At 55.5% G+C, this 22,535-nt stretch carries 15 protein-coding genes and 1 riboswitch; of the genes, 10 read left to right on the top strand and 5 right to left on the bottom strand.

All coding sequences use genetic code 11. The features are described 5' to 3' along the window. Positions 1 to 2: 2 nt before the first annotated feature. Positions 3 to 1,814, bottom strand: coding sequence for an adenine deaminase (locus CWM57_RS22090; RefSeq protein ID WP_100676389.1), 1,812 nt, complete (start codon positions 1,812 to 1,814; stop codon positions 3 to 5). A gap of 120 nt (positions 1,815 to 1,934) precedes the next feature. On the opposite strand from CWM57_RS22090, the gene CWM57_RS22085 reads away from it, so the two are divergent. Beyond that, on the top strand, positions 1,935 to 2,861 hold the full coding sequence (locus CWM57_RS22085; RefSeq protein WP_165784243.1) for a LysR family transcriptional regulator: 927 nt from the start codon (positions 1,935 to 1,937) through the stop codon (positions 2,859 to 2,861). 82 nt (positions 2,862 to 2,943) lie between these two features. Here CWM57_RS22085 and CWM57_RS22080 read toward each other — a convergent pair whose 3' ends face one another. Continuing rightward, entirely contained in the window at positions 2,944 to 4,920 is a 1,977-nt protein-coding gene (locus tag CWM57_RS22080; RefSeq protein ID WP_100676387.1) for an alkyl/aryl-sulfatase, read from the bottom strand. A 203-nt stretch (positions 4,921 to 5,123) separates the two neighbouring features. Here CWM57_RS22080 and CWM57_RS22075 point away from each other — a divergent pair, with 203 nt between their 5' ends. After that, complete coding sequence (locus CWM57_RS22075) at positions 5,124 to 5,759, top strand: helix-turn-helix domain-containing protein (protein ID WP_100676386.1); 636 nt, start codon at positions 5,124 to 5,126, stop codon at positions 5,757 to 5,759. A gap of 67 nt (positions 5,760 to 5,826) precedes the next feature. Here CWM57_RS22075 and CWM57_RS22070 read toward each other — a convergent pair whose 3' ends face one another. Beyond that, the gene (locus CWM57_RS22070; RefSeq protein WP_100676385.1) at positions 5,827 to 7,803 is read right to left on the bottom strand and encodes an alkyl/aryl-sulfatase; all 1,977 of its coding nucleotides are present in this window, start codon (positions 7,801 to 7,803) and stop codon (positions 5,827 to 5,829) included. A gap of 230 nt (positions 7,804 to 8,033) precedes the next feature. Further along, a riboswitch (TPP riboswitch) is annotated at positions 8,034 to 8,131 on the top strand. A gap of 34 nt (positions 8,132 to 8,165) precedes the next feature. Between CWM57_RS22070 and thiM the strand changes: the two genes are divergently transcribed. Continuing rightward, complete coding sequence (gene thiM / locus CWM57_RS22065) at positions 8,166 to 8,939, top strand: hydroxyethylthiazole kinase (protein WP_100676384.1); 774 nt, start codon at positions 8,166 to 8,168, stop codon at positions 8,937 to 8,939. Next, complete coding sequence (gene thiD / locus CWM57_RS22060) at positions 8,936 to 9,736, top strand: bifunctional hydroxymethylpyrimidine kinase/phosphomethylpyrimidine kinase (protein ID WP_008804064.1); 801 nt, start codon at positions 8,936 to 8,938, stop codon at positions 9,734 to 9,736. The genes thiM and thiD overlap by 4 nt, the downstream gene beginning before the upstream one ends. Positions 9,737 to 11,021: 1,285 nt before the next feature. On the opposite strand, the gene CWM57_RS22055 is transcribed toward thiD, so the two are convergent. Continuing rightward, positions 11,022 to 12,836: an acyltransferase family protein gene (locus tag CWM57_RS22055; protein ID WP_100676383.1), complete on the bottom strand. Its 1,815-nt coding sequence runs from the start codon at positions 12,834 to 12,836 to the stop codon at positions 11,022 to 11,024. Positions 12,837 to 13,863: 1,027 nt separating this feature from the next. Between CWM57_RS22055 and fbaB the strand changes: the two genes are divergently transcribed. Next, a complete protein-coding gene (gene fbaB / locus CWM57_RS22050; RefSeq protein ID WP_004201578.1) occupies positions 13,864 to 14,916 on the top strand; it encodes a class I fructose-bisphosphate aldolase in 1,053 nt (350 codons plus the stop codon). Positions 14,917 to 14,997: 81 nt separating this feature from the next. Here fbaB and CWM57_RS22045 read toward each other — a convergent pair whose 3' ends face one another. Further along, positions 14,998 to 15,939, bottom strand: coding sequence for a sugar-binding transcriptional regulator (locus tag CWM57_RS22045; RefSeq protein WP_100676382.1), 942 nt, complete (start codon positions 15,937 to 15,939; stop codon positions 14,998 to 15,000). A 206-nt stretch (positions 15,940 to 16,145) separates the two neighbouring features. On the opposite strand from CWM57_RS22045, the gene dalD reads away from it, so the two are divergent. The 5 genes from dalD to CWM57_RS22020 all read left to right on the top strand — a co-directional run bounded on the left by dalD (position 16,146) and on the right by CWM57_RS22020 (position 22,497). After that, a complete protein-coding gene (gene dalD, locus CWM57_RS22040) occupies positions 16,146 to 17,513 on the top strand; it encodes a D-arabinitol 4-dehydrogenase (protein ID WP_100676381.1) in 1,368 nt (455 codons plus the stop codon). A gap of 9 nt (positions 17,514 to 17,522) precedes the next feature. Beyond that, positions 17,523 to 18,986 (top strand): xylulokinase, encoded by a 1,464-nt coding sequence (xylB, locus tag CWM57_RS22035; protein ID WP_100676380.1) that lies wholly within the window; start codon positions 17,523 to 17,525, stop codon positions 18,984 to 18,986. Between the two features lie 70 nt (positions 18,987 to 19,056). Next, positions 19,057 to 20,334, top strand: a complete 1,278-nt coding sequence (dalT, locus tag CWM57_RS22030) for a D-arabinitol transporter (protein ID WP_008804068.1) — start codon at positions 19,057 to 19,059, stop codon at positions 20,332 to 20,334. A 48-nt stretch (positions 20,335 to 20,382) separates the two neighbouring features. Then, positions 20,383 to 21,045, top strand: a complete 663-nt coding sequence (locus CWM57_RS22025; RefSeq protein ID WP_023340529.1) for an HAD family hydrolase — start codon at positions 20,383 to 20,385, stop codon at positions 21,043 to 21,045. 297 nt (positions 21,046 to 21,342) lie between these two features. Continuing rightward, positions 21,343 to 22,497 carry a mandelate racemase family protein gene (locus CWM57_RS22020; protein ID WP_074388072.1) on the top strand — a complete coding sequence of 385 codons (1,155 nt, stop codon included), beginning with the start codon at positions 21,343 to 21,345 and terminating at the stop codon, positions 22,495 to 22,497. Positions 22,498 to 22,535: the final 38 nt, after the last annotated feature.

Raw genomic sequence — 22,535 nt, 5'->3', positions numbered from 1 at the left:
GCTCAGGCTCCCTGAGGATTATTGTTGTGATCGGTTGGCTCCGGGGTCTCCCGGCAGGCTATCAAGGGGTCCACTATCTGACGGCTGCCGCCGTCGGTCAGACCCAAATCGGTTAAATGCGGCCCGGCGTTACAGGCAAGGCAGGTCCCTTCAATGGCCTTGAACACCCGGTACGGCGGCTCCCAGTCGGCGACTTGGCTGCTCAGATCGCGCAGCTCGCGGAACTGACGCGCCAGCTCGGCGGCCGGGAGATCCGACAGCATGCCGGCAATCGGCATTGCCACATGGGCAAGGATCTCGCCCTGTTGCGCCAGCGCCATCCCGCCGCCGGAAGCGATAAGCTGGTTGGCCGCCAGCGCCATATCATCAGCGTCGCGCCCGAGCACCACCAGATTGTGCGAGTCGTGGGAGTAGCTGGTGGCGATGGCGCCGCGCAGCTCACCCCAGCCTTCGAGCAGGGCGATTTGCGGCGTCGCCTGGTGGCGGCCATGGCGGTGCTTAACCCAGATCAGACTGAAGCCGGCGGGCAACTGGACTTTCCCGTCACGAACCTGCACTTCCACTTCGCCCCACTGGGTGAAGCGCGCGCCGCGGATATGGCGCAGGCGGGCGACGCCGTGACGAATGCCATGGACGCGCAGAACAAAGTCATCGGCGCGGAGGGGGGCGATCTGCAAAGTATCGCGTGGCGGCGTCACGCCCGGCGCGGGGGCGATCGGCTTCAGCAGGCGGCCAGCATAGGCCAGCCGTTCCCCCCCAACGTAGACTTCACGGGCCACCAGTTTCTCCAGGGAATCAAACACCACCAGATCCGCGCGCCGCCCGGCGGCAATCAGCCCGAGATCATGGCGCTGCAGGCGAATAGCGGCGTTGAGGGTGGCGAATCGCAGCGCATCGACCGCCGGTAAACCGTGCTCGATCAGCAGATTAAGCAGGGCGATGATCCCGCCTTTCTCCAGCAGCATATCCGGCGGCACGTCATCGGTGCAGACGGTGATTTGCGAGGAGAGGTGCGGCAGCGTTTTTAACGCCGCGACGATATCCGGCAGCAGATAGGGGTGCGAACCGCGGATCTCGATCGTCAGACCGGCGCGCAGTTTTTCCAGCGCGTCGTCCGCTGAGGTCAGTTCATGATCGGAAGTGACGCCGGCGGCGAGGTAGGCCTGCAGGTCAGCGCCGCTCAGGCCGCGGGCGTGGCCTTCAATCAGTTTGCCGCTGTTGAGACCGGCCTGGACAATCTCCTGCATCCGTTCGCTACCGTGTAGCACGCCGTGCATATCCATCACTTCCGCCACACCGCGCACTTCCGGCCAGCCGAGCATGGTCTCCATCTCCGCGCCGGCGAAATCGGCGCCGGACATTTCGAGGCCTGGCGTGGAGGGGACGCTGGACGGCGCGGCGACCATCACCTGCAGCGGCAGATGGCGGCTGGCGTCAACCGCGTAGCGCACGCCATCGACGCCGAGGACGTTGGCCAGCTCATGCGGATCCCAGAACACCGCGGTGGTGCCCTGGGTGAGGACGATTTCCGCGTAGCGCTCCGGCGGCAGGTGCGAGCTTTCGAGGTGTACGTGGGTGTCCATCAGGCCGGGGGACAGGTAGCCACCGGCAAGGGAACGCACTTCATGGGCGTCGGCGCGGCTGCCGCGCGGGTGGACGCTGGCGATCATTTCGCCGACGATACCGACGTCAGCGGGGCGAATTTCGCCCGTGGCCATATCGACGATCTGCGCATCGACCAGCAGCAGATCAAACGGGGATTCGCCGCGCGCGGCCTGCACGGCGCGACGACGGACTTGAGCATTGCTGGACATAACCACTCCGGCACAAGGATAATGCGGATACTCTATGGGCACAGCAAACGTTTGCCCAGATGAATAAATTTATCACCCGATAAGCTCGGGTTATTGTGCAGGACCACCGTAGCGAACCCGATAATGAACGAACCCTGGCAGCGGCTGCCCGCGCTCTCTCTTAAACAGCTTCAGTATTTCGTCACTCTGGCCCAGCTGCGCCATTTTACCGATACCGCCAGTCGGCTGGCGATTAGCCAGCCGGCGTTGAGCAGCGCGCTGCGGCAGATTGAAACGGTGCTCGGCGGCAAGCTGGTCAACCGTACCGCTTCGGCGGTCACCCTGACTGAACTGGGGGCGGCGATTTTACCCCACGCCCAGCGGATCCTCAGCGTGGCGCAGGCGGCCTTTTTCGATATGCAGCAGATCGTCGAGGCGGGCGGCGACGGGACAGTGCGCATCGGTCTGGTGCCGTCGGTCAGTTCGCTGCTGTTTCCGCTGCTGCCGCAGACCCTGGCTCAGGCCTTTCCGCGTCTGCGCATTGAATTTCACGATCAGACCAACGATGCTCTTATCCAGGCGCTGCAGCGCGGCGAGATTGATTTCGGCATCGGGGCGATCGATAGCTCTCTGCCTGGTGAACTGCTGGTCTATCCGCTACGCGAAGATCCCTTCGTGGCGGTGCTGCACCGCGACGATCCGCTGGCCGCGCAGGCGCACTTGCCGTGGAAGCAGCTGGTGGGGCGGGATATTGCCGTGTTCTCGAAAGGTAATATTCAGCGGCTGGTGGCGGCATTAGTGGAGAGCCATCGCCTGACGCTGACCACCCGCTATCAGGTGGACTATATCGAAACCCTGTATGGACTGGTGCGCTCGCGCTTAGCGGTGGCCATTCTGCCGGCGCTGTACACCACCCATCTGCAGGACCCGGCGCTTACGGTCGCCCAGCTGCAGCAGCCGGCGCTGACCCGTACGGTGGCCCTGATGCGCGGCCCGCAGGCGCTGCCGCCACTTATCGAAGCCTGTTTTTCCCTGCTGCAGGGAGAATTGCGTCGCGCTGATGCCTGATCCGCACATTGATTATCGTGGCGGGGGGATCAAAAAATCCCCCGCGGCCTGACCGGCGACGGGGGATGTCCGCGTTAAACGCTTACGGTGTCACGATATTGAACCAGAAGGCAAACGTGTCCATGTAGCTCAGCATCTCGTCGAGCTTAGCGCCATTGCCGCTAATCTTGACCTCGCCCTGAGCTTCAGCCTGCTTCAGCGTTTCCTGCTTGAGGATAATCTTGTTCAGGGTATCGCGACTCAGGATGATGCTGGCGTCGGCGTTGTCCGCCACCGCGTTGGCGGTATGGTTAAGCACACCGTTTTCCAGCTCCAGTTTGTACTTGCCGCCATCTTTACCCAGGTCGATATTAAAGACCGCTTTAGCTGCCCCGGCTTTTTCGCCGTTGATATGCACCCCGAGGTAATCGAAGAACATTTCTGGCGTCATCGCCCGCACGGTATCCGGGCTGGCAGTGTTCGGTGTCGGCAGTTTCTGCACGCCGTTTCGCAGCTCCTGGGCGCCGGTGAGGTAGAAGTTGCGCCAGGTACCGGCTTCCGCCTGATAACCAAGCTGCTCAAGGGCATCGGCTTCCAGATCACGCGCCTGCTGATTGTGCGGATCGGCGAAGACGATTTTGCTGGTCACCTGGGCCACCCAGCGGTAGTTCCCCTGCTGGTAGTCGGCTTTGGCTTTCTGCATGATGGCATCGGCGCCGCCCATATATTCCACGAACTTCTTCGCCGCCTGCTCTGGCGGCAGCTCGTCGAGGGTGGCCGGGTTGCCATCGAACCAGCCGAGGTAGAAGACGTAGGTCGCTTTTACATCGTGGCTGACGGAACCGTAGTAGCCGCGGCTGGACCACTGTTTCTCCAGCGAATCCGGCAGCTTGAAGTTGGCGGCGATCTCATCGCGGGTCATGCCTAAGTTCGCCATACGCAGGGTCTGGTCGTTGATATAGCGATACATATCGCGCTGACCTTTCATCAGTTTAACGATATTGTCGTTCCCCCAGGTCGGCCAGTGGTGCTGAGCGATAATCACTTCCGCTTCGTTGCCCCAGCGGTCGATGGCGGCGTTGATATATTTCGACCACGCCAGCGGATCGCGGATTTTGGCGCCGCGCAGCGAGTAAGTGTTATGCAGGGTATGGGTCACATCCTCTGCCGCCTCGATCATTTTCTTCTCTTTGACATACCACAGCATTTCCGACGGCGCTTCCGAGCCCGGAGCCATCATAAAGTCATAGGTCAGGCCGTCGATCACCTCCTGCTGACCGGTATGGGTAATGTAGTGGGTCGGCGGGATCAGCGTGACGGTACCCGCGGAGGTGGTGGTGCCGAGACCGGCGCCAACCTGACCTTTGGCGTTCGGCTTCAGCAGGTTGCCATACATATAGCTGGCGCGGCGGCTCATCGCAGTACCGGCCATGATGTTCTCGGAAACCGCTTCCTCCATAAAGCCGGCAGGGGCGTAAATCTTCACTTTACCGGCTTTCACGTCAGCTTCATCGACTACGCCACGGATACCGCCGTAGTGGTCCACATGGCTGTGGGTAAACAGCACCGCCACCACCGGTTTTTTCGGCCGGTGGGCAAAATAGAGCGCCAGAGCCTCTTTGGCCGGTTCGGCGCTCAGCAAGGGGTCGATGACTGTAATCCCGGTTTTGCCTTCGATAATGGTCATATTGGAAAGATCGAGATTACGGATCTGGTAAACGCCGTCGGTAACTTTGAACAAGCCGCCGATATTGAGTAATTGTGACTGTCGCCACAGGCTGGGATTAACAGTGTCCGGCGCCTTTTCGCCTTCTTTGACGAAATCATATTTGGCGGGATCCCAGATAATATTTCCCTGTGCGCCTTTGAGCATCGCTGGCGGCAGGGGGGCGATAAAACCCTGATGGGCGTTGTTAAAGTCGGTTTTATCCGCAAACGGCAGTTTGTTGTATAGCGCCTGATTCGCCTCACGCGTGGCCGGTGTGGCATCCTGTTGTGGCGCGGCGGCGAAGGCGGTTATCGACAAAGACGATAACATTCCGGCCAGGGCCAGATTTTTGGCTATCTGATTTAATTTCATGACTACCTCTCAGGTAATTTATTCCGCGGAAATAAAGAAATATTTTCCGTTTTTAAAAATGAATGGCTTGCGGTTTATTCTAAAGACAAATATTGTGCTGAATAGTCCCATATGGGACTGACAGGGTATTGCTTAAGGATCCGCTCGTCTTCGCCGGACGAGGGCTGCTATACTGTTGCTAACGGCGCAGGCGAGGGCAGAGGATGAATTTCCAGGAAATACATAGTTATTATAAAAGATTAGCCATAGCCGACTTTTTTGCCGATATCGTTACGGAAGGTGAAGAGATTATTCTCACGGCTAATAAAAAATGGCGCCCGGAGTCGGGTTATATTTATTTTTGTACCGAGGGTTCGTTATCAATATTAATGCCGGATGATGGCTTGAGTATCGGTAATTCCATTGAGTATATGCCGATTGGCCTGATGGAGCGGTATTGCCCGCTGGCGAAATTTGAATATACAGGCAGTGGCCCGGTGACGCTGCGAAAAATCACTTACGCGGCCTTCGATCGTCTGTTTATTGAAAATCATCCGCAGCGCGTTGAGACGCTGGCGAAAGTGCTGGTGTTCATGAGTATCTTTACCATCGACCTGCACAATGAACGCCGTCAGGTGACCAGCTATCAGACGATTCGCCCGATGCTATATCGCTATCTTTATCGACAGCACACCCATGAGGGTGAAAATGAGGGACTGGCGTTATTTATCATCAGACGTACCAATCTTTCGCGCACCCATGTGTTTCGCGTGCTGGCGGATTTAAAGGCGGGAGGATACATCACCATGAAACGGGGCAAGCTTATCTCTATCGATCGCCCGCTGCCCGCGGACTATTGAACGACGCTGAGAAGGGTAACAAGGCGGGATCGCCGCCTTGTTACTCAGGATAGCCGTCAGCAGATCATTACGGCGTCACGATGTTAAACCAGAAGTCAAACTTGTCCATATAGCCCAGCATTTCATCGAGTTTAGCCCCGTTACCGCTGATTTTAACTTCCCCTTTCTCTTCCGCCTGCTTCAGGGTCTCTTCTTTGAGAATGATTTTATTCAGGGTGGCGCGATCCAGCGTCAGGGTGGCATCCGCCTCTTTGGCTTCCGCATTCGCGGTGTGGTTCAGCACGCCGTTTTCCAGTTCCAGCTTATATTTGCCGCCGTCATTGCCCAGATCGATATTGAACACCGACTTCGCATTGCCCGCTTTTTCGCCATTGATATGGACCGCCAGGTAGTCAAAGAACATTTCCGGGGTCATGGCGCGGACGGTGTCCGGGCTGGCGGTGTTCGGGGTCGGGCCTTTCACCACGCCGTTACGCAGCTCCTGGGCGCCGGTGAGGTAGAAGTTACGCCACGGGCCGGATTCCGCCTGATAGCCTAACTGCTCCAGGGCATCGGCTTCCAGATTACGCGCCTGCTGGTTGTTGGGGTCGGCGAAGACAATTTTGCTGACCACCTGGGCGACCCAGCGGTAGTTACCCTGGTCGTAATCTTCTTTCGCTTTCTTCAGGATCGCATCCGCACCGCCCATATAATCGACGAACTTCTTCGCCGCTTCTTCCGGCGGCAGTTCGTCGAGGGTGGCCGGGTTGCCATCGAACCAGCCGAGATACAGCACGTAGGTCGCTTTCACATCGTGGCTGACCGAGCCGTAGTAGCCGCGGTTAGCCCAGGTGTTGGCCAGACTGTCCGGCAGCTTAAAGTTAGCGGCGATTTCATCGCGGGTCAGGCCTTCGTTCGCCATCCGCAGGGTCTGGTCGTTGATGTAACGATACAGATCACGCTGGCTCTTCAGCAGGTTAACCACGTTCTCGTTACCCCAGGTCGGCCAGTGGTGCTGAGCCATAATGATCTCAGCCTTATCGCCCCAGCGAACGATCGCCTGGTTGATATATTTCGACCACGGTAGCGGTTCACGGATCTTCGCCCCGCGCAGCGAGTAGGTGTTATGCAGGGTATGGGTGACGTCTTCTGCGGATTCGATCAGTTTCTTCTCTTCGATATACCACAGCATTTCTGACGGCGCTTCGGATCCCGGCGCCAGCATAAAGTCGTAGGTCAGGCCGTCGATAACTTCTTTCTGACCGTCCTTGTCAATAATGTTGGTTGGCGCAATCAGGGTGACGGTACCCGCAGAGGTGGTGGTGCCCAGACCGGCGCCCACCTGGCCTTTGGCGTCTGGTTTCAGCAGGTTGCCGTACATATAGCTGGCGCGGCGGCTCATGACGTTCCCGGCCATGATGTTTTCCGCCACTGCGGCTTCCATAAAGCCAGACGGCGCGTAGATTTTCACTTTGCCGGACTTCACATCCGCTTCATCAACCACACCGCGCACGCCGCCGTAGTGGTCAACGTGGCTGTGGGTGTAGATCACCGCGACGACCGGTTTTTTACCGCGGTTTTTGTAATACAGGTCCATGCCCACTTTGGCGGTTTCTGCCGAGACCAGCGGGTCAACGACGGTGATCCCCTCTTTACCCTCAATAATCGTCATATTGGAGAGATCGAGGTTGCGGATCTGGTAGACCCCGTCCGTCACTTCAAACAGGCCGCTGATGTTGATCAGCTGCGACTGGCGCCACAGGCTCGGGTTCACTGTCTCCGGCGCTTTTTCCCCTTCTTTGATGAAGGCATACTGGCCCGGATCCCAGATAACATTGCCTTGTTCGCCTTTAATGACTTCCGGCGGCAGGGCGGCAATAAAGCCTTTATGCGCATTGGTGAAATCGGTGTTATCGGAGAAGGGAAGTTGATTGTAGAGGGCATCGTTCGCTTTTTTGGTTGCTTCGGTCGCCTCTTTGGCTGACGTATCCGCCCAGGCGGCGAAAGCGAGACTATTTAACAAACCCGCTAACGCTAACCCTTTTACTATCGGGGTCAATTTCATTGGAATCCTCATTAATGGCATGGTTCATTCGGTTTTACCGATTTAACGCAGGTGGTTGTTTGTTACAGGTTTTTTAAATATAACCATGCATTAACATTCAGCCAGTTTTGTTTACAAAAAATGCGTGTTTTACTCCTTTTGTAGTACTTACATAAACGGGAAAAGAAATCAGCTCGGCTTGTGTTACACCGCCACATTTCGTACCCTGCTGACTGGAAATGTTGTACCGCTTTTATGACTCGGGGTGCCCTTCTTCGTTGAAGGCTGAGAAATACCCGTACCACCTGATCTGGATAATGCCAGCGTAGGGAAGTCAGAGACCGTAGGGTCATTGCTTCTCCCTCGTCTGGCGGGAGCAAACCATGCCTGAGCTGCTGAATCCCGCGCCTGTCGCGCACCTGCGCCATCTGCTGCGCGCCCATTCCCCCCTTGTCCACTGCATGACCAATGACGTGGTGCAGACCTTTACCGCCAACGTTCTGCTGGCCGTCGGCGCCTCGCCAGCGATGGTGATCGATCCCCGCGAAGCGGCGCAGTTTGCCGCCATCGCCGATGCGCTGTTAATTAACGTCGGTACCCTGACCGAAGATCGCGCCGTGGCCATGCGCGTCGCGGTAGAGCACGCCCGTCAGGCCGGCAAGCCCTGGACGCTGGATCCGGTGGCGGTCGGCGCCCTGACCGTGCGCACGGCCTTTTGTCACGAGCTGCTGGCCCTGCAGCCGGCGGCCATTCGCGGCAATGCCTCTGAAATTCTGGCGTTGGCCGGGATGAGCGCCGGAGGGCGCGGGGTGGATACCACCGATACGGCCGCCGCGGCGCTACCGGCGGCCCAGGCGCTGGCTCGTCGGCTGGCTACCGTGGTGGCGGTCACTGGCGAGGTGGATTACGTCACCGACGGCGAGCGGGTGCTTAGCGTGGCGGGGGGCAATCCGCTGATGACCCGGGTGGTGGGCACCGGCTGCGCGCTGTCGGCGGTGGTGGCAGCAAGCACGGCGCTGCCGGGAGACCGGCTGGAAAACGTGGCCGCCGCCTGCGGGCTGATGAAGCAGGCCGGGGAGATCGCCGCCCGTCAGGGAGGCCCTGGCAGCTTTATTCCGGCGTTTCTCGACGCGCTGTATCAGGAGGTGCAGGGATGAAACGCATCAACGCCCTGACCATCGCCGGCACCGATCCCAGCGGTGGGGCCGGTATCCAGGCCGATCTGAAAACCTTCTCCGCGCTGGGGGCCTATGGCTGCTCGGTGATCACCGCCCTGGTGGCGCAGAATACCCGCGGCGTGCAGTCGGTCTATCGCATCGAACCGGATTTTGTGGCGGCGCAGCTCGATTCGGTGTTCAGCGATGTGCGTATCGATACCACCAAAATCGGCATGCTGGCGGAGACCGATATTGTGGAAGCCGTGGCCGAGCGGCTGGCGCGCTACCGGGTGGCCAACGTGGTGCTGGATACCGTCATGCTGGCGAAAAGCGGCGATCCGCTGCTGTCGGCCTCGGCGGTGGAGACCCTGCGTCAACGATTGTTGCCGCAGGTGTCATTGATCACCCCGAACCTGCCGGAAGCGGCCGCGCTACTCGATGCCCCCCATGCGCGCACCGAGCGCGAGATGCTGGAGCAGGGGCGGGCGTTGCTGGCGCTGGGCTGCGGCGCGGTATTAATGAAGGGCGGCCATCTCGACGATGCCGAAAGCCCGGACTGGCTCTTCACCCGCGAAGGGGAACAGCGGTTTACCACGCCGCGCGTGCAGACCAAAAATACCCACGGCACCGGCTGCACGCTCTCCGCCGCGCTGGCGGCGCTGCGCCCCCGTCATGCGGACTGGGCGGCCACCGTCGCCGAGGCGAAGGCCTGGCTGTCGGCGGCCCTGGCGCAGGCCGACTCTCTGGAAGTGGGACACGGCATCGGTCCGGTGCACCATTTCCACGCCTGGTGGTAGTGACTTCCAAAAGTGCTGTATGGCTTGCCTAAATACATTAGACAATGTCTGTCTTCTCGGCGAGGCCTTTGCGAAGGCCTCCGGATTGACACCACCTGGATGACGGTGGGGTTAGTGACTGTTTAGAACACTTCCATATAAGTGTGTATACCCGTCCGGATAATACTCAGGGTTTTATACATCCGTTTGCTGTTATGCTCTTTTTTTGAGTAGGATAAGGGACAATTCTATCAATGCATGTTCTCTGTGGTTACCACGGCGACTTATGTTTGGTACCTGCTTATTGAGCCATTAGAACTGCTGTTAGTCATCACTGTCATATTGATTACCTGCTCGCTGTGCATAAAAACGTTTTCTGCGAATTTATTCCGCCAGACCGCTACCAGAAGCTCGTCTCTCACTAGCGAGTGAGATTGTGTCGATTTTATCGACCAACCACCAAGTTATGGGAAAAGATTGTTAACTCATAGCCACATCATTTGCTGCACATCCACATTCGTTACCACCGTGGCGTGATAGTGTCATTTAATCAGAGCTAATTCATCCATCCTCAGGCGCGGCAGGGTATGTCGTTGCGGTTCACGTATTTCCCTTAGCAGAAGGCGGTAGCCGATGCCTTTATCGGTATGCCAGTGCCGTCTGGTCAACTGAGCGATATGTTTAATCCGAAGCTGGCGTGCAAGCGACGCAAGCCTGACTATTGATGCATTACTGCCGTCCTGCAGCCAGTTAATTTTCCGGGCATGATGCTGCAGGATTCGGCAACTCAGTCGGTATAAAAGAACATTCTATAAGGCCTTCCAATGAAAGAGTTTGACCTCCCGGAGCCGGGCAGGAAAAATCGTGGATGCTATGAGTTGGCTGACCTCTGCCTCGACAGCACGGCGGCTGTGAAGTCAAGGGATGAGGTGAATAAGCAGTGAATTGGGTACAATTTCAGAATATGAAGATACACTGGAACATTTTTTCCAAAAAATGAAGTCAGGTTAGCATTCATAGTGACGGTAGTTTTGAAGGTCTATGATGTGTTTTGCAGGGATATTTACAGCTGGAATGTAATAAACACAATTTTTATTGTGTGTTTTATTAATCGCTTTGTGCACAGGAGATTGTTGTTATATCAGCGTTGTTCGGTCTGGTTGGCAATTTATAATACTTGTCGATTGTGTATGTCGCGTAATCTAGTTTTGGTACCCTTAAAATGACATACAATTCGGCATAATCATTTTATTAGAGATGTTCCTGAGTAGACAATAGCCCGCACTTATGCGGGCTATTGTCTAGACTACAGACCAGATAGCAGCTTTATCCTTTTAACGTATAGATCAGCCCATTCGCGTGTCAGATGGTTATCATCAAACAGCATAGGGATACGGTCTTTTGTGAAATATGAGCATATATTAGCATCACAGTTTGTGTTGAACACATCAAGGTAATTCAATCCCTGCTTGTTGAATAACTGTATCATTGAGTTATTTGTGTCAATTGCTTTTTTCTGTACCAAACCCTCTATATTTGCTTCATTGGTTTTTTGAGCTATCTTATAGAATGCTGTTGAAAAGGACTTGGTTTGTCCAATAACAAAAACCTTTGCATTTTTTATTGATCTAATAGTTTTAACCAATTTTTCATTTGTTTCTTTATCTTTCGCTGAACTCCAAAATGCGCTGATAAAGATATAATCAATATTTGTATCTTTTATTAAATCATTAAAAACGTAGTTCATTACTTTTACACAGCGAGGCTCACCAGTTGTTCCGCTAACCGGCATGCATCCTGATGCAGTAGCCTGCATCACATTATATTCAGGGAATATTTTGCGCATCGAACCGGCAAATTCAGCGGCGTGACTATCACCAATTAATAGGATATTTGGTTTTTTATTTGACGAAGTCACACAACTTTTATCCAGTTTGGCCGTTTTTTCATTCGTACTGGAGATAAAACAATCTCCTACATCCAATCCAAACTGCTCCTTATTGCTGGTACGTGATGTATAGGTTTTGTATTCATCAAGAGCAATGACTTCTTCTGAAAACCAATGTTTTGAAATTTGAACTCTATCAAAAATGAGAAATATGACAGAAAATGTAAGCACGCTAGCTAACAGTGCTTTGTCTCTTTTGACATACAAAGATTCAAAATAATTATACGAAATAAATCCAAGAATTACTGAAATCAGAAGCGCCAAAATTGAATTGACCGCGGTAAACTCGATGGTATTGTTGGCCATGAAGGCTACCACAGGCCAGTGAAATAAATAAATTGAATAAGAAGCTGAGCCAACTTTCTGGAAAATAAAATGTCTGAGAAGAGTTTTTTCGTTACCGACATTTGCATGCAAAAGTAGCGCTGTAGCAGTCACAGGAATGAATGTCATCAACCCAGGCCATGTACCACTATCTTTTGAAAAAACAGTAAAAGCTATCAGTGTCAGTATTGACAGTAACTCAGTTAATCTTGGCAACTTGTTCCTGACAGTGAGGGTTGAAACGAAAGCTCCAGCCATTAGCTCCCAGGCTCGCGTCGGTAGCAAGTAAAAATTTGCTTTGGCGTGTTGAGGGCCAAGATAAAGACAAATTAACACTGAAGTGACTAGGATTATTGCATAGAATAATGAGTTATACTTTCCAAGTTTTGTTGCAATCCAAAGTGCTAAAGGAAAGATCAAGTAATATTGCCATTCTACTGATAATGACCAGGTATGTAAGAGCCAATTGAATTCAGCAGTAGTGGAAAAATAATCGCCGGTAACAAGCTGATAGTAAAAATTTGATGTAAATGTGAGTGCACTAATAGTTTGTTTAAAACCCTCGTTCACTCCGGAAGGTGTTTCTGAGTAGAGTATTAGAAAACTTGTAAAGATAACAGAAAATAATAAAGCGGGATAAATTCGTCTGAATCGTTTTTTATAGAAGGTAAGAACCCAGCCTTTTTTTCCGATTTCTCTGCTGCAAATTTCCTGCATTAAAAATCCAGAAATGACAAAAAAAACATCAACACCAGCATATCCACCTAAAAAACCACTAAACTTGAAGTGGAAAAGAACAACCATGGATACGGCTATAAATCTTAACCCATTTATATCAAGTCGAAACATTCTGACACCCACGATTTCACAATTGCATTGAAAATATGATGGATCGTATTTAAATTTTATGAAATGTCAATAAATTATCTGTGATGATCTGCGATTAATTATCATTAGTATCATTAGTCGATTTGAGCATCGCATTTTGTAATGAGTGAGGATTTACAGATTTCCTAGGTTTCGCAACTCATAAAAAGCAATGTGTTACCTCAGCAGCAAAGATAGATGGAATGTCTGTTGTTGAACTTTTACCCTAAAATTACTGTTCATATATACATATTAGAGATGCGTTTAGACTTAAACAGTATATATCGATGCGGCGTGTTTCGAATCTATTTTTCGCAACTTAAAGGAGTAGGAATGTCTTCATGTTATTGATTTAATTAGTACATTTCAAAGGTTAAACATCATTTTTCCGAGCTAGAGGCAAAAATCGTGATAGTACGGGAATACATATGTTTTATCTACCTAACAGCAGATCACCGCGAAATCGACAGTTGGTGATGGGCCACATTGTTAGTGGAGGACGCAGCAGAGCGATTTTTAGACCATCTTTACCAGACCGGGCTCTGCGGGATGTCGCGCCATCGAATCCGTGTCCATGGATACCACATTCAACCTAGAGGTCAGGGAACCCTACTTGTAGGTTGTAGGCTGATGTAGTGTATGAGCATGTTCAATGTGTTCGCGAAGTTTAGTTTTGCGGATATTGACTGTGTCAGTATCGTCCGGGTAAATCAGAGATGTGATAAACCAAAGCCCCGAAAGTTCATCAAACGGAGTCACTAGTAGTTCGATGAACCTTCCTGATGATAAGCTGACAGAGCTACTGGCTACTGGCTACTGGCTACTGGCTACTGGAAGATCATCAGCCGTTACATGCCTACTTCTCGCAGAATTTCCTGATAAAATTTGATAAACCAAAAATAGGCCTTTGGCTGGAAAATCTTCGCAGTCGGTACCAGGCTTAACCTGCCCAAAAAAATTGGGTTGGGATAATGCATGCCGGCTTCGGCCGGCCTTACGGGAGATTGCTATGACTGATATTACGCAGTTGCTGGGCAAAGATGCCGAGAGCCTGTTGCAGCACCGTTGTATAACCATTCCGGCCGACCAGCTGTATCTGCCTGGCGCAGATTATGTTGATCGGGTAATGGTGGATAATAACCGACCACCGGCGGTGCTACGCAATATGCAGACCCTGTACAATACCGGACGTCTGGGGGGGACCGGCTACCTTTCCATTCTGCCGGTTGACCAGGGCGTGGAGCACTCGGCGGGGGCCTCCTTCGCCGCCAACCCGCTGTACTTTGATCCGAAAAATATCGTCGAGCTGGCGATCGAAGCCGGCTGTAACTGCGTGGCGTCGACCTACGGCGTGCTGGCCTCGGTGTCGCGCCGCTACGCGCATCGCATCCCTTTTCTGGTGAAGCTCAACCATAACGAAACGCTGAGCTACCCCACCGAATACGACCAGACCCTCTACGCCAGCGTTGAGCAGGCGTTCAATATGGGGGCGGTGGCCGTGGGAGCGACGATCTATTTCGGCTCGGAACAATCGCGTCGCCAGATAGAAGAGATTTCCGCCGCCTTTGAGCGGGCGCATGAGCTGGGCCTGGTCACCGTGCTGTGGGCCTATCTGCGCAATTCGGCGTTCAAGAAAGACGGTGTCGACTATCATGTCTCCGCGGACCTGACCGGTCAGGCCAACCATCTGGCGGCCACCATCGGCGCCGATATCGTTAAGCAAAAAATGGCGGAGAATAACGGCGGCTACAAAGCGGTTAACTTCGGCTATACCGACGATCGGGTGTACAGCAAACTGACCAGCGATAACCCCATCGATCTGGTGCGCTACCAACTGGCCAACTGCTATATGGGGCGCGCCGGGCTGATTAACTCCGGCGGTGCGGCGGGCGGGGAGACCGACCTTGCCGACGCGGTGCGCACGGCGGTGATCAATAAACGCGCCGGCGGTATGGGGCTGATCCTCGGCCGGAAGGCGTTTAAGAAATCGATGGCTGACGGCGTGAAGCTGATCAATGCCGTGCAGGACGTCTACCTCGACGGGAAAGTGACTATCGCCTGATAAGCACGAGTATCGTTGGGCTCCCCGGTGGCGCGACGCGCACCGGGGTTACCGTTGTGTATGCGCCTTCAGGCCGCGCGGTTACCGCGTCAGCAGCCAGCGGGCGGTATGTTCATCGGTCACCAGACCATTGATCCAGCCGCCTTTAAGGGCGGCCAGGATCGCCGGTCGTTTGTATTCTCCGCACGCCGCGGCAATACGCGGGCAGTGGTTCTGACGGATATCATAGCTGGTGATCATGCGGTTGATCTCGCTGTCTACCACGTCGCCTTCCGCATCGATAAACCGTCCGAGGATCTCTCCGATGCCGCCGCGCGCGGTCAGCTCATCCATTTGCGCCTGATTGATAAACCCGTCTTTAAAGATCGGACTTTGCGTGCCCAGGGGACCAATGCCGACAAAAATCACGTCCGCCTCTCGGGCGACGCCGGAGACGCTGCGGAATAAGCGGTTGGTGCACCACATCTCATACTCCTCTGCGCTGTGGGCGTAGCGCGGCGCCGGCCATTGATAGTACTTGGCTTTTATTTTGCGCGTCAGCAGCAGGGGCACGTCATCGTAATAGTTGCACTCCCCGTCGGCGTTCATGGCGCTGATCAGCGCCACGCAGCGGGTATTCAGGCTGTCAAAATCGATGCGCTGCAGCGCTTTTTTCAGGGTCAGGCCCGAGCCCAGGCCGATGATTTTCTCTTTATCATCCTGCAGATAGCGAGCCATCAGCTGATAGCAGCCAAACGACACGCTGTCGAGAGTGCTTTCTTCGCTAAAGGCGGGGACCACATTGCACTCGATCAAGCCGTACTTTTCCTGCAACAACTGCGCATAATCGAGGCAGTTCGCTACCGGATGGTGCAGATTAATCGATACAATCCCTTCTTCTTTCGCGGCGGCGATCAGCCGTTGCACCACCGGTCTGGAGGTGCCCAGCTGGCTGGCGATCTCGCTCTGATTCTGACCGGCGATGTAGTACATCCATGCGGCACGCACCTTCTGATCCAACCGGATATCGTCTTCTTTACTCATGGTTTCCCGCCCTAAGTTGCTGACCAGGACTCGCAATTGGCCCGGCGAATACCCGCATTCTCGCCGTGGTTGGCATAACTGGCAAGCTTTTGCTCTTATTTGGTCATTTGTAATTTAATTGGGTAATTGTTCTTTTGTGATCCGTGGCTCTTATTTTGGTCAAATGATCAATTACAGTGGCGCCATCAACTCAAGGAGAGCAGAACATGAACAATCAATTCACATGGCTTCACATTGGTCTGGGTTCTTTTCATCGCGCGCATCAGGCGTGGTATCTGCATCGTCTGATAGCGTCCGGGGATAAGCGCTGGCACATCGCGGCGGGAAACATTCGTAACGACGCCGAGCAGGTGGTGCAGGCGCTGGCGGCGCAGGGAGGACGTTACGTCCTGGAGACCGTCAGCCCGGAAGGGGAGCGCGAATATGAAGAAATCACCTCTATTCAGAAACTGTTGCCGTGGCAGGCCGGGCTGCAGCCGCTGATTAACGAAGGGGCGAACCCGCAAACCAAAGTTATCGCCTTTACCGTGACGGAAGGGGGGTACTACCTGAACACCCACCATCAGCTGGAAACCAGTAACCCCGATCTGCAGGCCGACCTGCAAGGCGAGTGCAAAACCATTTACGGCACCCTCGCGCGGATCCTGGAGAAGCGCATGGCCGACAACGCCGGGCCGCTGACCCTGCTCAACTGCGACAACGTGCGCCACAACGGCGAGCGTTTCCACGACGGCATGGTGGAGTTCCTGCAGCTCACCGGCAAACAGGCGGTGATTGACTGGATGGCGGCCAATACCACCTGTCCGAACACCATGGTAGACCGCATCACCCCGCGTCCGGCGGCCGATCTGCCGGCCCGCATCAAAGCGCAAACCGGGATTGATGACAAAGCGCCGGTGATGGGGGAGACCTTTATCCAGTGGGTGGTGGAAAACCACTTCCGCGATGCCCGCCCGAACCTCGAGTCGGTCGGCGTGGAGATGGTGGAGTCGGTCATCCCGTATGAAGAGGCGAAAATCCGCATTCTGAACGCGTCGCACAGCTGCATTGCCTGGGCGGGAACCTTAATCGGCCAGCAGTATATTCATGAAAGCACGCTCACCGATGCTATCTACACCATTGCCGACCGCTACGTCACGGAGGATGTCATTCCCTGCCTCGGCGATAACGGCATTGATTTGCCGACCTACCGGGATGTGGTGCTTAAGCGCTTTACCAACCCGTATATCCAGGACACCAACCAGCGCGTCGCCGCCGACGGCTTCTCGAAAATTCCGGCGATGATCGCCCCCACGCTGCAGGAGTGCTATCAGCGCGGCGTCCGCCCTGAGGCGACCGCCATGCTGCCGGCGCTGTTCTTCGTCTTTATGGAGCAGTGGCATAAGGGAACGCTGCCGTATCAGTACCAGGACGGCATCCTGGACGCGCAGGCGGTGCATGAGATGTATGAGGCTCAGGATCCGGTGGCTGTCTACGCCCGCGATAAAGCCCTGTTTGGCGACCTGGCCAACAACGCGGATTTTCTGGCGCTGATGCGCGAGAAAGTCGCCGCCGTTTACACGCTGATTAAATAAGAGGTGGCTATGTATCTGGGTATCGATCTCGGCACATCAGAAGTCAAAGCGCTGGTCATTGATGAGAACTATGAGGTTATCGCCAGCCATAGCGCGCCGCTGAGTATTCAGCGGCCCCATCCGCACTGGTCAGAACAATCGCCGGAGTTATGGTGGGAGGCGACGGAGTACCTGATGAACACGCTACGGGAAAAATGCGCGCAGCACTGGCCGGCCATTAAGGCGATTGGCCTCTCCGGGCAGATGCACGGCGCGGTGTTGCTGGATGAAAAGGGGGAGACGATCCGTCCGGCCATTCTGTGGAACGACACCCGCTGCGCCGCAGAGTGCGCCGAGCTGGAGGCGATGGCGCCGGAGCTGCATCAGGTGGCGGGAAACCTGGCGATGCCAGGCTTTACCGCGCCGAAGCTGCTGTGGGTGCGCCGTCATGAGCCGCAACACTTTCAGCGCACCGCCACGGTGCTGCTGCCGAAGGATTATCTGCGCTATCGGATGACCGGGAAGAAAGTCTCCGACATGTCGGACGCCGCCGGGACGCTGTGGCTGGACGTGGCGAAGCGCGACTGGTCCGACGCTCTGCTGGACAAGTGCGGCCTGTCGCGCAGCCAAATGCCGGCACTGGTCGAAGGCTGCGAGGTTTCCGCCACCCTTGATCCGCAGGTGGCGGCGCGCTGGGGGCTGAACGCCTCGGTGGTGGTGGCCGGGGGCGGGGGGGATAACGCGGTTAGCGCCATTGGCGTCGGCGCGGTCTCGCCGGGGGATGCGTTTATTTCGCTCGGCACCTCCGGGGTGCTGTTTGTGGTGACCGACGCCTATCGTCCGGCGCCGCAGTCGGCGGTACATGCGTTTTGTCACGTGCTGCCGAACCTGTGGCACCAGATGAGCGTCATGCTGAGCGCCGCCAGCTGTTTGCAGTGGTTCTGCCGCCTGACCGGCACCACGGAGGTGGCGCTACTGGCGGAAATTGCCGAGCTCAGCGAGGAGGAGAAAGCCCACGCCCCGTTCTTCCTGCCCTATCTCTCCGGCGAACGTACCCCGCATAACGATCCTGACGCGCGCGGCATGTTCTGGGGCATGACCCACGCCAGCCTGCGTGCTCAGCTTGGCTACGCGGTGCTGGAAGGGGTGAGCTTCGGTATCAACGACGGCCTGCAGGCGTTGAAAGAGAGCGGTACGCCGATCGCGCAGTGCTCGCTGGTGGGCGGCGGCGCCCGCAGTCCTTTCTGGGCCCAGCTGCTGGCCGACATTCTCGCTATGCCGGTGGTGACCCATAAAGGGGGAGAGACCGGCGGCGCGCTGGGCGCGGCGCGGCTGGCCTGCCTGGCGGTGGGCAAACCGATTGCCGCGGTGTGTGAAAAACCGGAAGTCTGGCAGACCTGGCGTACGGATCCCGTTCGCCACCACACCCTGATGCAACGCTACGCGCAGTTTAAAGACCTGTATTTAAACGACCTGAATTACCGGCAGCACTGATTTTCATCATAACAGCCGCTTCGTTGCACATCGCGGAGCGGCCACCCTGTACCCTGAAAACGAGGTCATTATGTCTATCAATAATAAACAGTGGCTCGGTTTACCCCTGAACCTGCTCTGGGGATACATCGCCATTGCCGTATTTATGACCGGCGACGGTTTTGAATTAGCCTTTCTGTCGCACTATATCAAAGCGCTCGGCTTCTCTCCGGCGGAGGCCTCCTTTGCCTTTACCCTCTACGGCCTGGCCGCCGCGCTATCGGCGTGGATTTCCGGCGTGGTGGCGGAAATTATCACCCCGCTGAAAACGATGATGATTGGCTTCGTGCTGTGGTGCGTGTTCCACGTGCTGTTCCTCGTTTTCGGCCTCGGTCACGCCAACTATGCGCTGATCCTGATTTTCTACGGCATCCGCGGCTTCGCCTATCCGCTGTTCCTCTACTCGTTTATCGTGGCGATTGTCCATAACGTCAAAAGCGACAATGCCAGCTCGGCCATCGGTTGGTTCTGGGCGGTCTATTCCATCGGCATCGGCGTGTTCGGCAGTTATATTCCGAGCTTCACCATTCCGCACATTGGCGAACTGGGGACTTTATGGCTGGCGCTGGCCTTCTGCGTCACCGGGGGCGTGATTGCCCTGGCTTCCCTGCGCCATATTCAAACGCCGCAGCATATGCAGAATCTCACCACTCGCCAGAAATTTTCCGAGCTGGGACGCGCCGCGACGCTGCTCTATACCAACCGCAATATTCTGCTGTCGAGCATGGTCAGGATTATCAATACCCTCTCGCTGTTCGGTTTTGCGGTCATTATGCCGATGATGTTTGTCGATGAGCTGGGCTTCACCACTTCAGAATGGCTCCAGGTATGGGCAGTCTTCTTCTTCACCACCATTTTCTCTAACGTGCTGTGGGGGATCCTGGGGGAAAAACTGGGCTGGATGAAGGTGGTGCGCTGGTTCGGCTGCATCGGGATGGCGCTCTCCAGCCTGGCGTTTTACTACATCCCTCAGCACTTTGGCCATAGCTTTGCGATGGCGCTGATCCCCGCCATCGCCCTCGGGATCTTTGTCGCCGCCTTCGTGCCGCTGGCCGCCGTGTTCCCGGCGCTGGAGCCGAAGCACAAAGGCGCGGCGATTTCGGTCTATAACCTGTCGGCGGGGATGTCGAACTTTCTCGCGCCGGCGATTGCCGTGGTGTTGCTGCCGTTCTTCAGCACCATCGGGGTGGTGATCGCCTACACCGCATTGTACGTGGTGGCCTTTTTCCTCTGCGCCTTTATCCGCGTGGAGCAGCCGGGGTTCTCCCACAAGGAAGCAACCGCCCGCGAGCAGGTTGAATTCTCTTAGGTGATGCGGCTGGCATGAAGCGCATGCCAGCCTTAATGAGGTGAACGAATGAGTATGCAGGCGGTTATTTTTGACATGGATGGCGTGATTATTGATTCCGAGGCGCTGTGGCGCCAGGCGCAGATTGACGCCCTCGCGCAGTGGGGCGCAACGGCGAGCGTGGATGAGTGTGAAACCCTCACCAAAGGCAAACGCCTCGACGAAATCGCTGGCACCTGGTGCCGCTATTTTCAGCTTGATCTTGACCCGCAGCGGCTTGAAGCCGCGATATTGCAGCGTATTACCGGCCTGATCGCCACCGAAGGCGAGCCGATGCACGGCGTGCATGAGGCGTTACGCTATTTTCGCGAGGCGGGCTATCAGATTGCGCTCGCCACGTCATCATCCCGCCAGGTTATTGCCGCTGTGCTGAACAAGCTCTCGCTCTGGCACTTTTTCGACGTGGTTTCCAGCGCGGATGATGAACCACGCGGCAAACCGCACCCGGCGGTGTACCTGACGACGCTGCGCAAGCTCAATCTCAACGCCAGCCAGTGCCTGGTGATTGAAGACAGTTACAACGGTTTTTGCGCGGCTCAGGCCGCCGGTATTCCCACGGCGGTGGTTGCCGAAGATAGCCGACAGGGGCGCTATCAGGCCGCTGTCGGCCGCTATCAAACTTTACCTGAACTGCTGGAAGCGCTTAACGCCGAGCCAGCGGCGGTCGCATAACTTACGCTTTCGTGAGCGCAGAAAATCCCGGGATGTACACGGTCGGTCACTCTCTTTTCTGCGCTCACGCCCTTTTTTCTCCATGCCGATCCGCCTCACATTTCGCTCATCTTTTGTGAAAACAGTCACGTCTTGTTGTGCCAATGCCCAAATTTATGGCTTTGCTTAGCGGTGTTTGTCCGAGGCACTGCTACGTAATTGTGCTTAGATTATATATTGAAACGTATTTTCAATAATGTGAAACCGCTTTGCCGATTTACTTCTGTCGATCGGATTTGGCCGTGATAAGGATTGAGCATGAAAATTGAATCTGTGAATGTCACCGTTTTCCAGTATCCCACTCGTCGGGTTTCCGACAGCGCCGGGCACTCCCATCCGGGGGCTGAAAGCATGGCCAAAATGGCGATGCTGACCATCACCGCTGATGATGGGGCGCAGGGTTTTTCGTTTGCGCCTCCGGAAGTCGTGCGCCCGTTCGTGGTGAATACTTTTTTTCGCAAAGTGCTGGTGGGACAGGACCCGTTTAACCGCGAGCGTATCTGGCAGGATCTTAACCACTGGCAGCGCGGCAGCGCACATCAGCTAACGGAGCGCGCGCTGTCGTTTGTTGAACAAGCGCTGTGGGACCTGATTGGCCGCAGCCTCAGGATGCCGGTCTACAAGCTGCTTGGCGGCTATCGCGACACCGTCCCGGCTTACGGTAGCACCATGTGCGGCGACGATCTACCGGGCGGCCTGTCGACCCCGGAAGAGTATGCCGCCTTTGCCGAAAAGCTGGTCGCCCGCGGCTACAAGGCCATCAAACTGCACACCTGGATGCCGCCAATCTCTTTTGCGCCCAATCCCAAAATGGATATTAAAGCCTGCGCGGCGGTGCGCGAAGCGGTAGGGCCGGATATTGACCTGATGATTGATGGCTATCACTGGTACAGCCGCGCCGAGGCGCTGTGGATAGGCAAAGCGCTGGAAAAACTCAATTTCGCCTGGTTTGAAGAGCCGATGGAGGAGGATTCGATGTCCTCCTACGCGTGGCTGGCGGAAAACTTGTCGATTCCCATCGTCGGGCCGGAGAGCTTCGGCGGCAAGCACCACATGCGCGCCGAATGGGTGAAAGCCGGAGCCTGCGACATTCTGCGCGCCGGCGCTAACGGCGTGGGCGGTATTGCCCCGACCATGAAGGTCGCGGCGCTGGCGGAATCTTTCGGCATGGATTGCGAAGTCCACGGCAACGGCGCGGCAAGCCTGGCGGTGGTCGGCGCGATCCGTAACTGCCGTTGGTATGAGCGCGGCCTGCTGCATCCGTTCCTCGACTACGATGAACCGGCGGCCTATCTCAACAGCATTGTCGACCCGATGGATGATCAGGGATTTGTGCATTTATCACAACGTCCGGGCCTCGGCGAAGACATTAATTTTGCGTATATCGAAGCCAATACCGTTAGCCACGACTGATTTAAAAAAATAAATGCCCGATGGCGCTGCGCTTATCG

The organism is Klebsiella sp. G-Nf4, assembly GCF_002810615.1.
In the GTDB taxonomy this organism is placed as follows: Bacteria; Pseudomonadota; Gammaproteobacteria; order Enterobacterales; family Enterobacteriaceae; genus Klebsiella; species Klebsiella variicola.
Note: the sequence above shows the minus strand (reverse complement) of the source record. Positions and strands in the feature narration are given on the sequence as shown.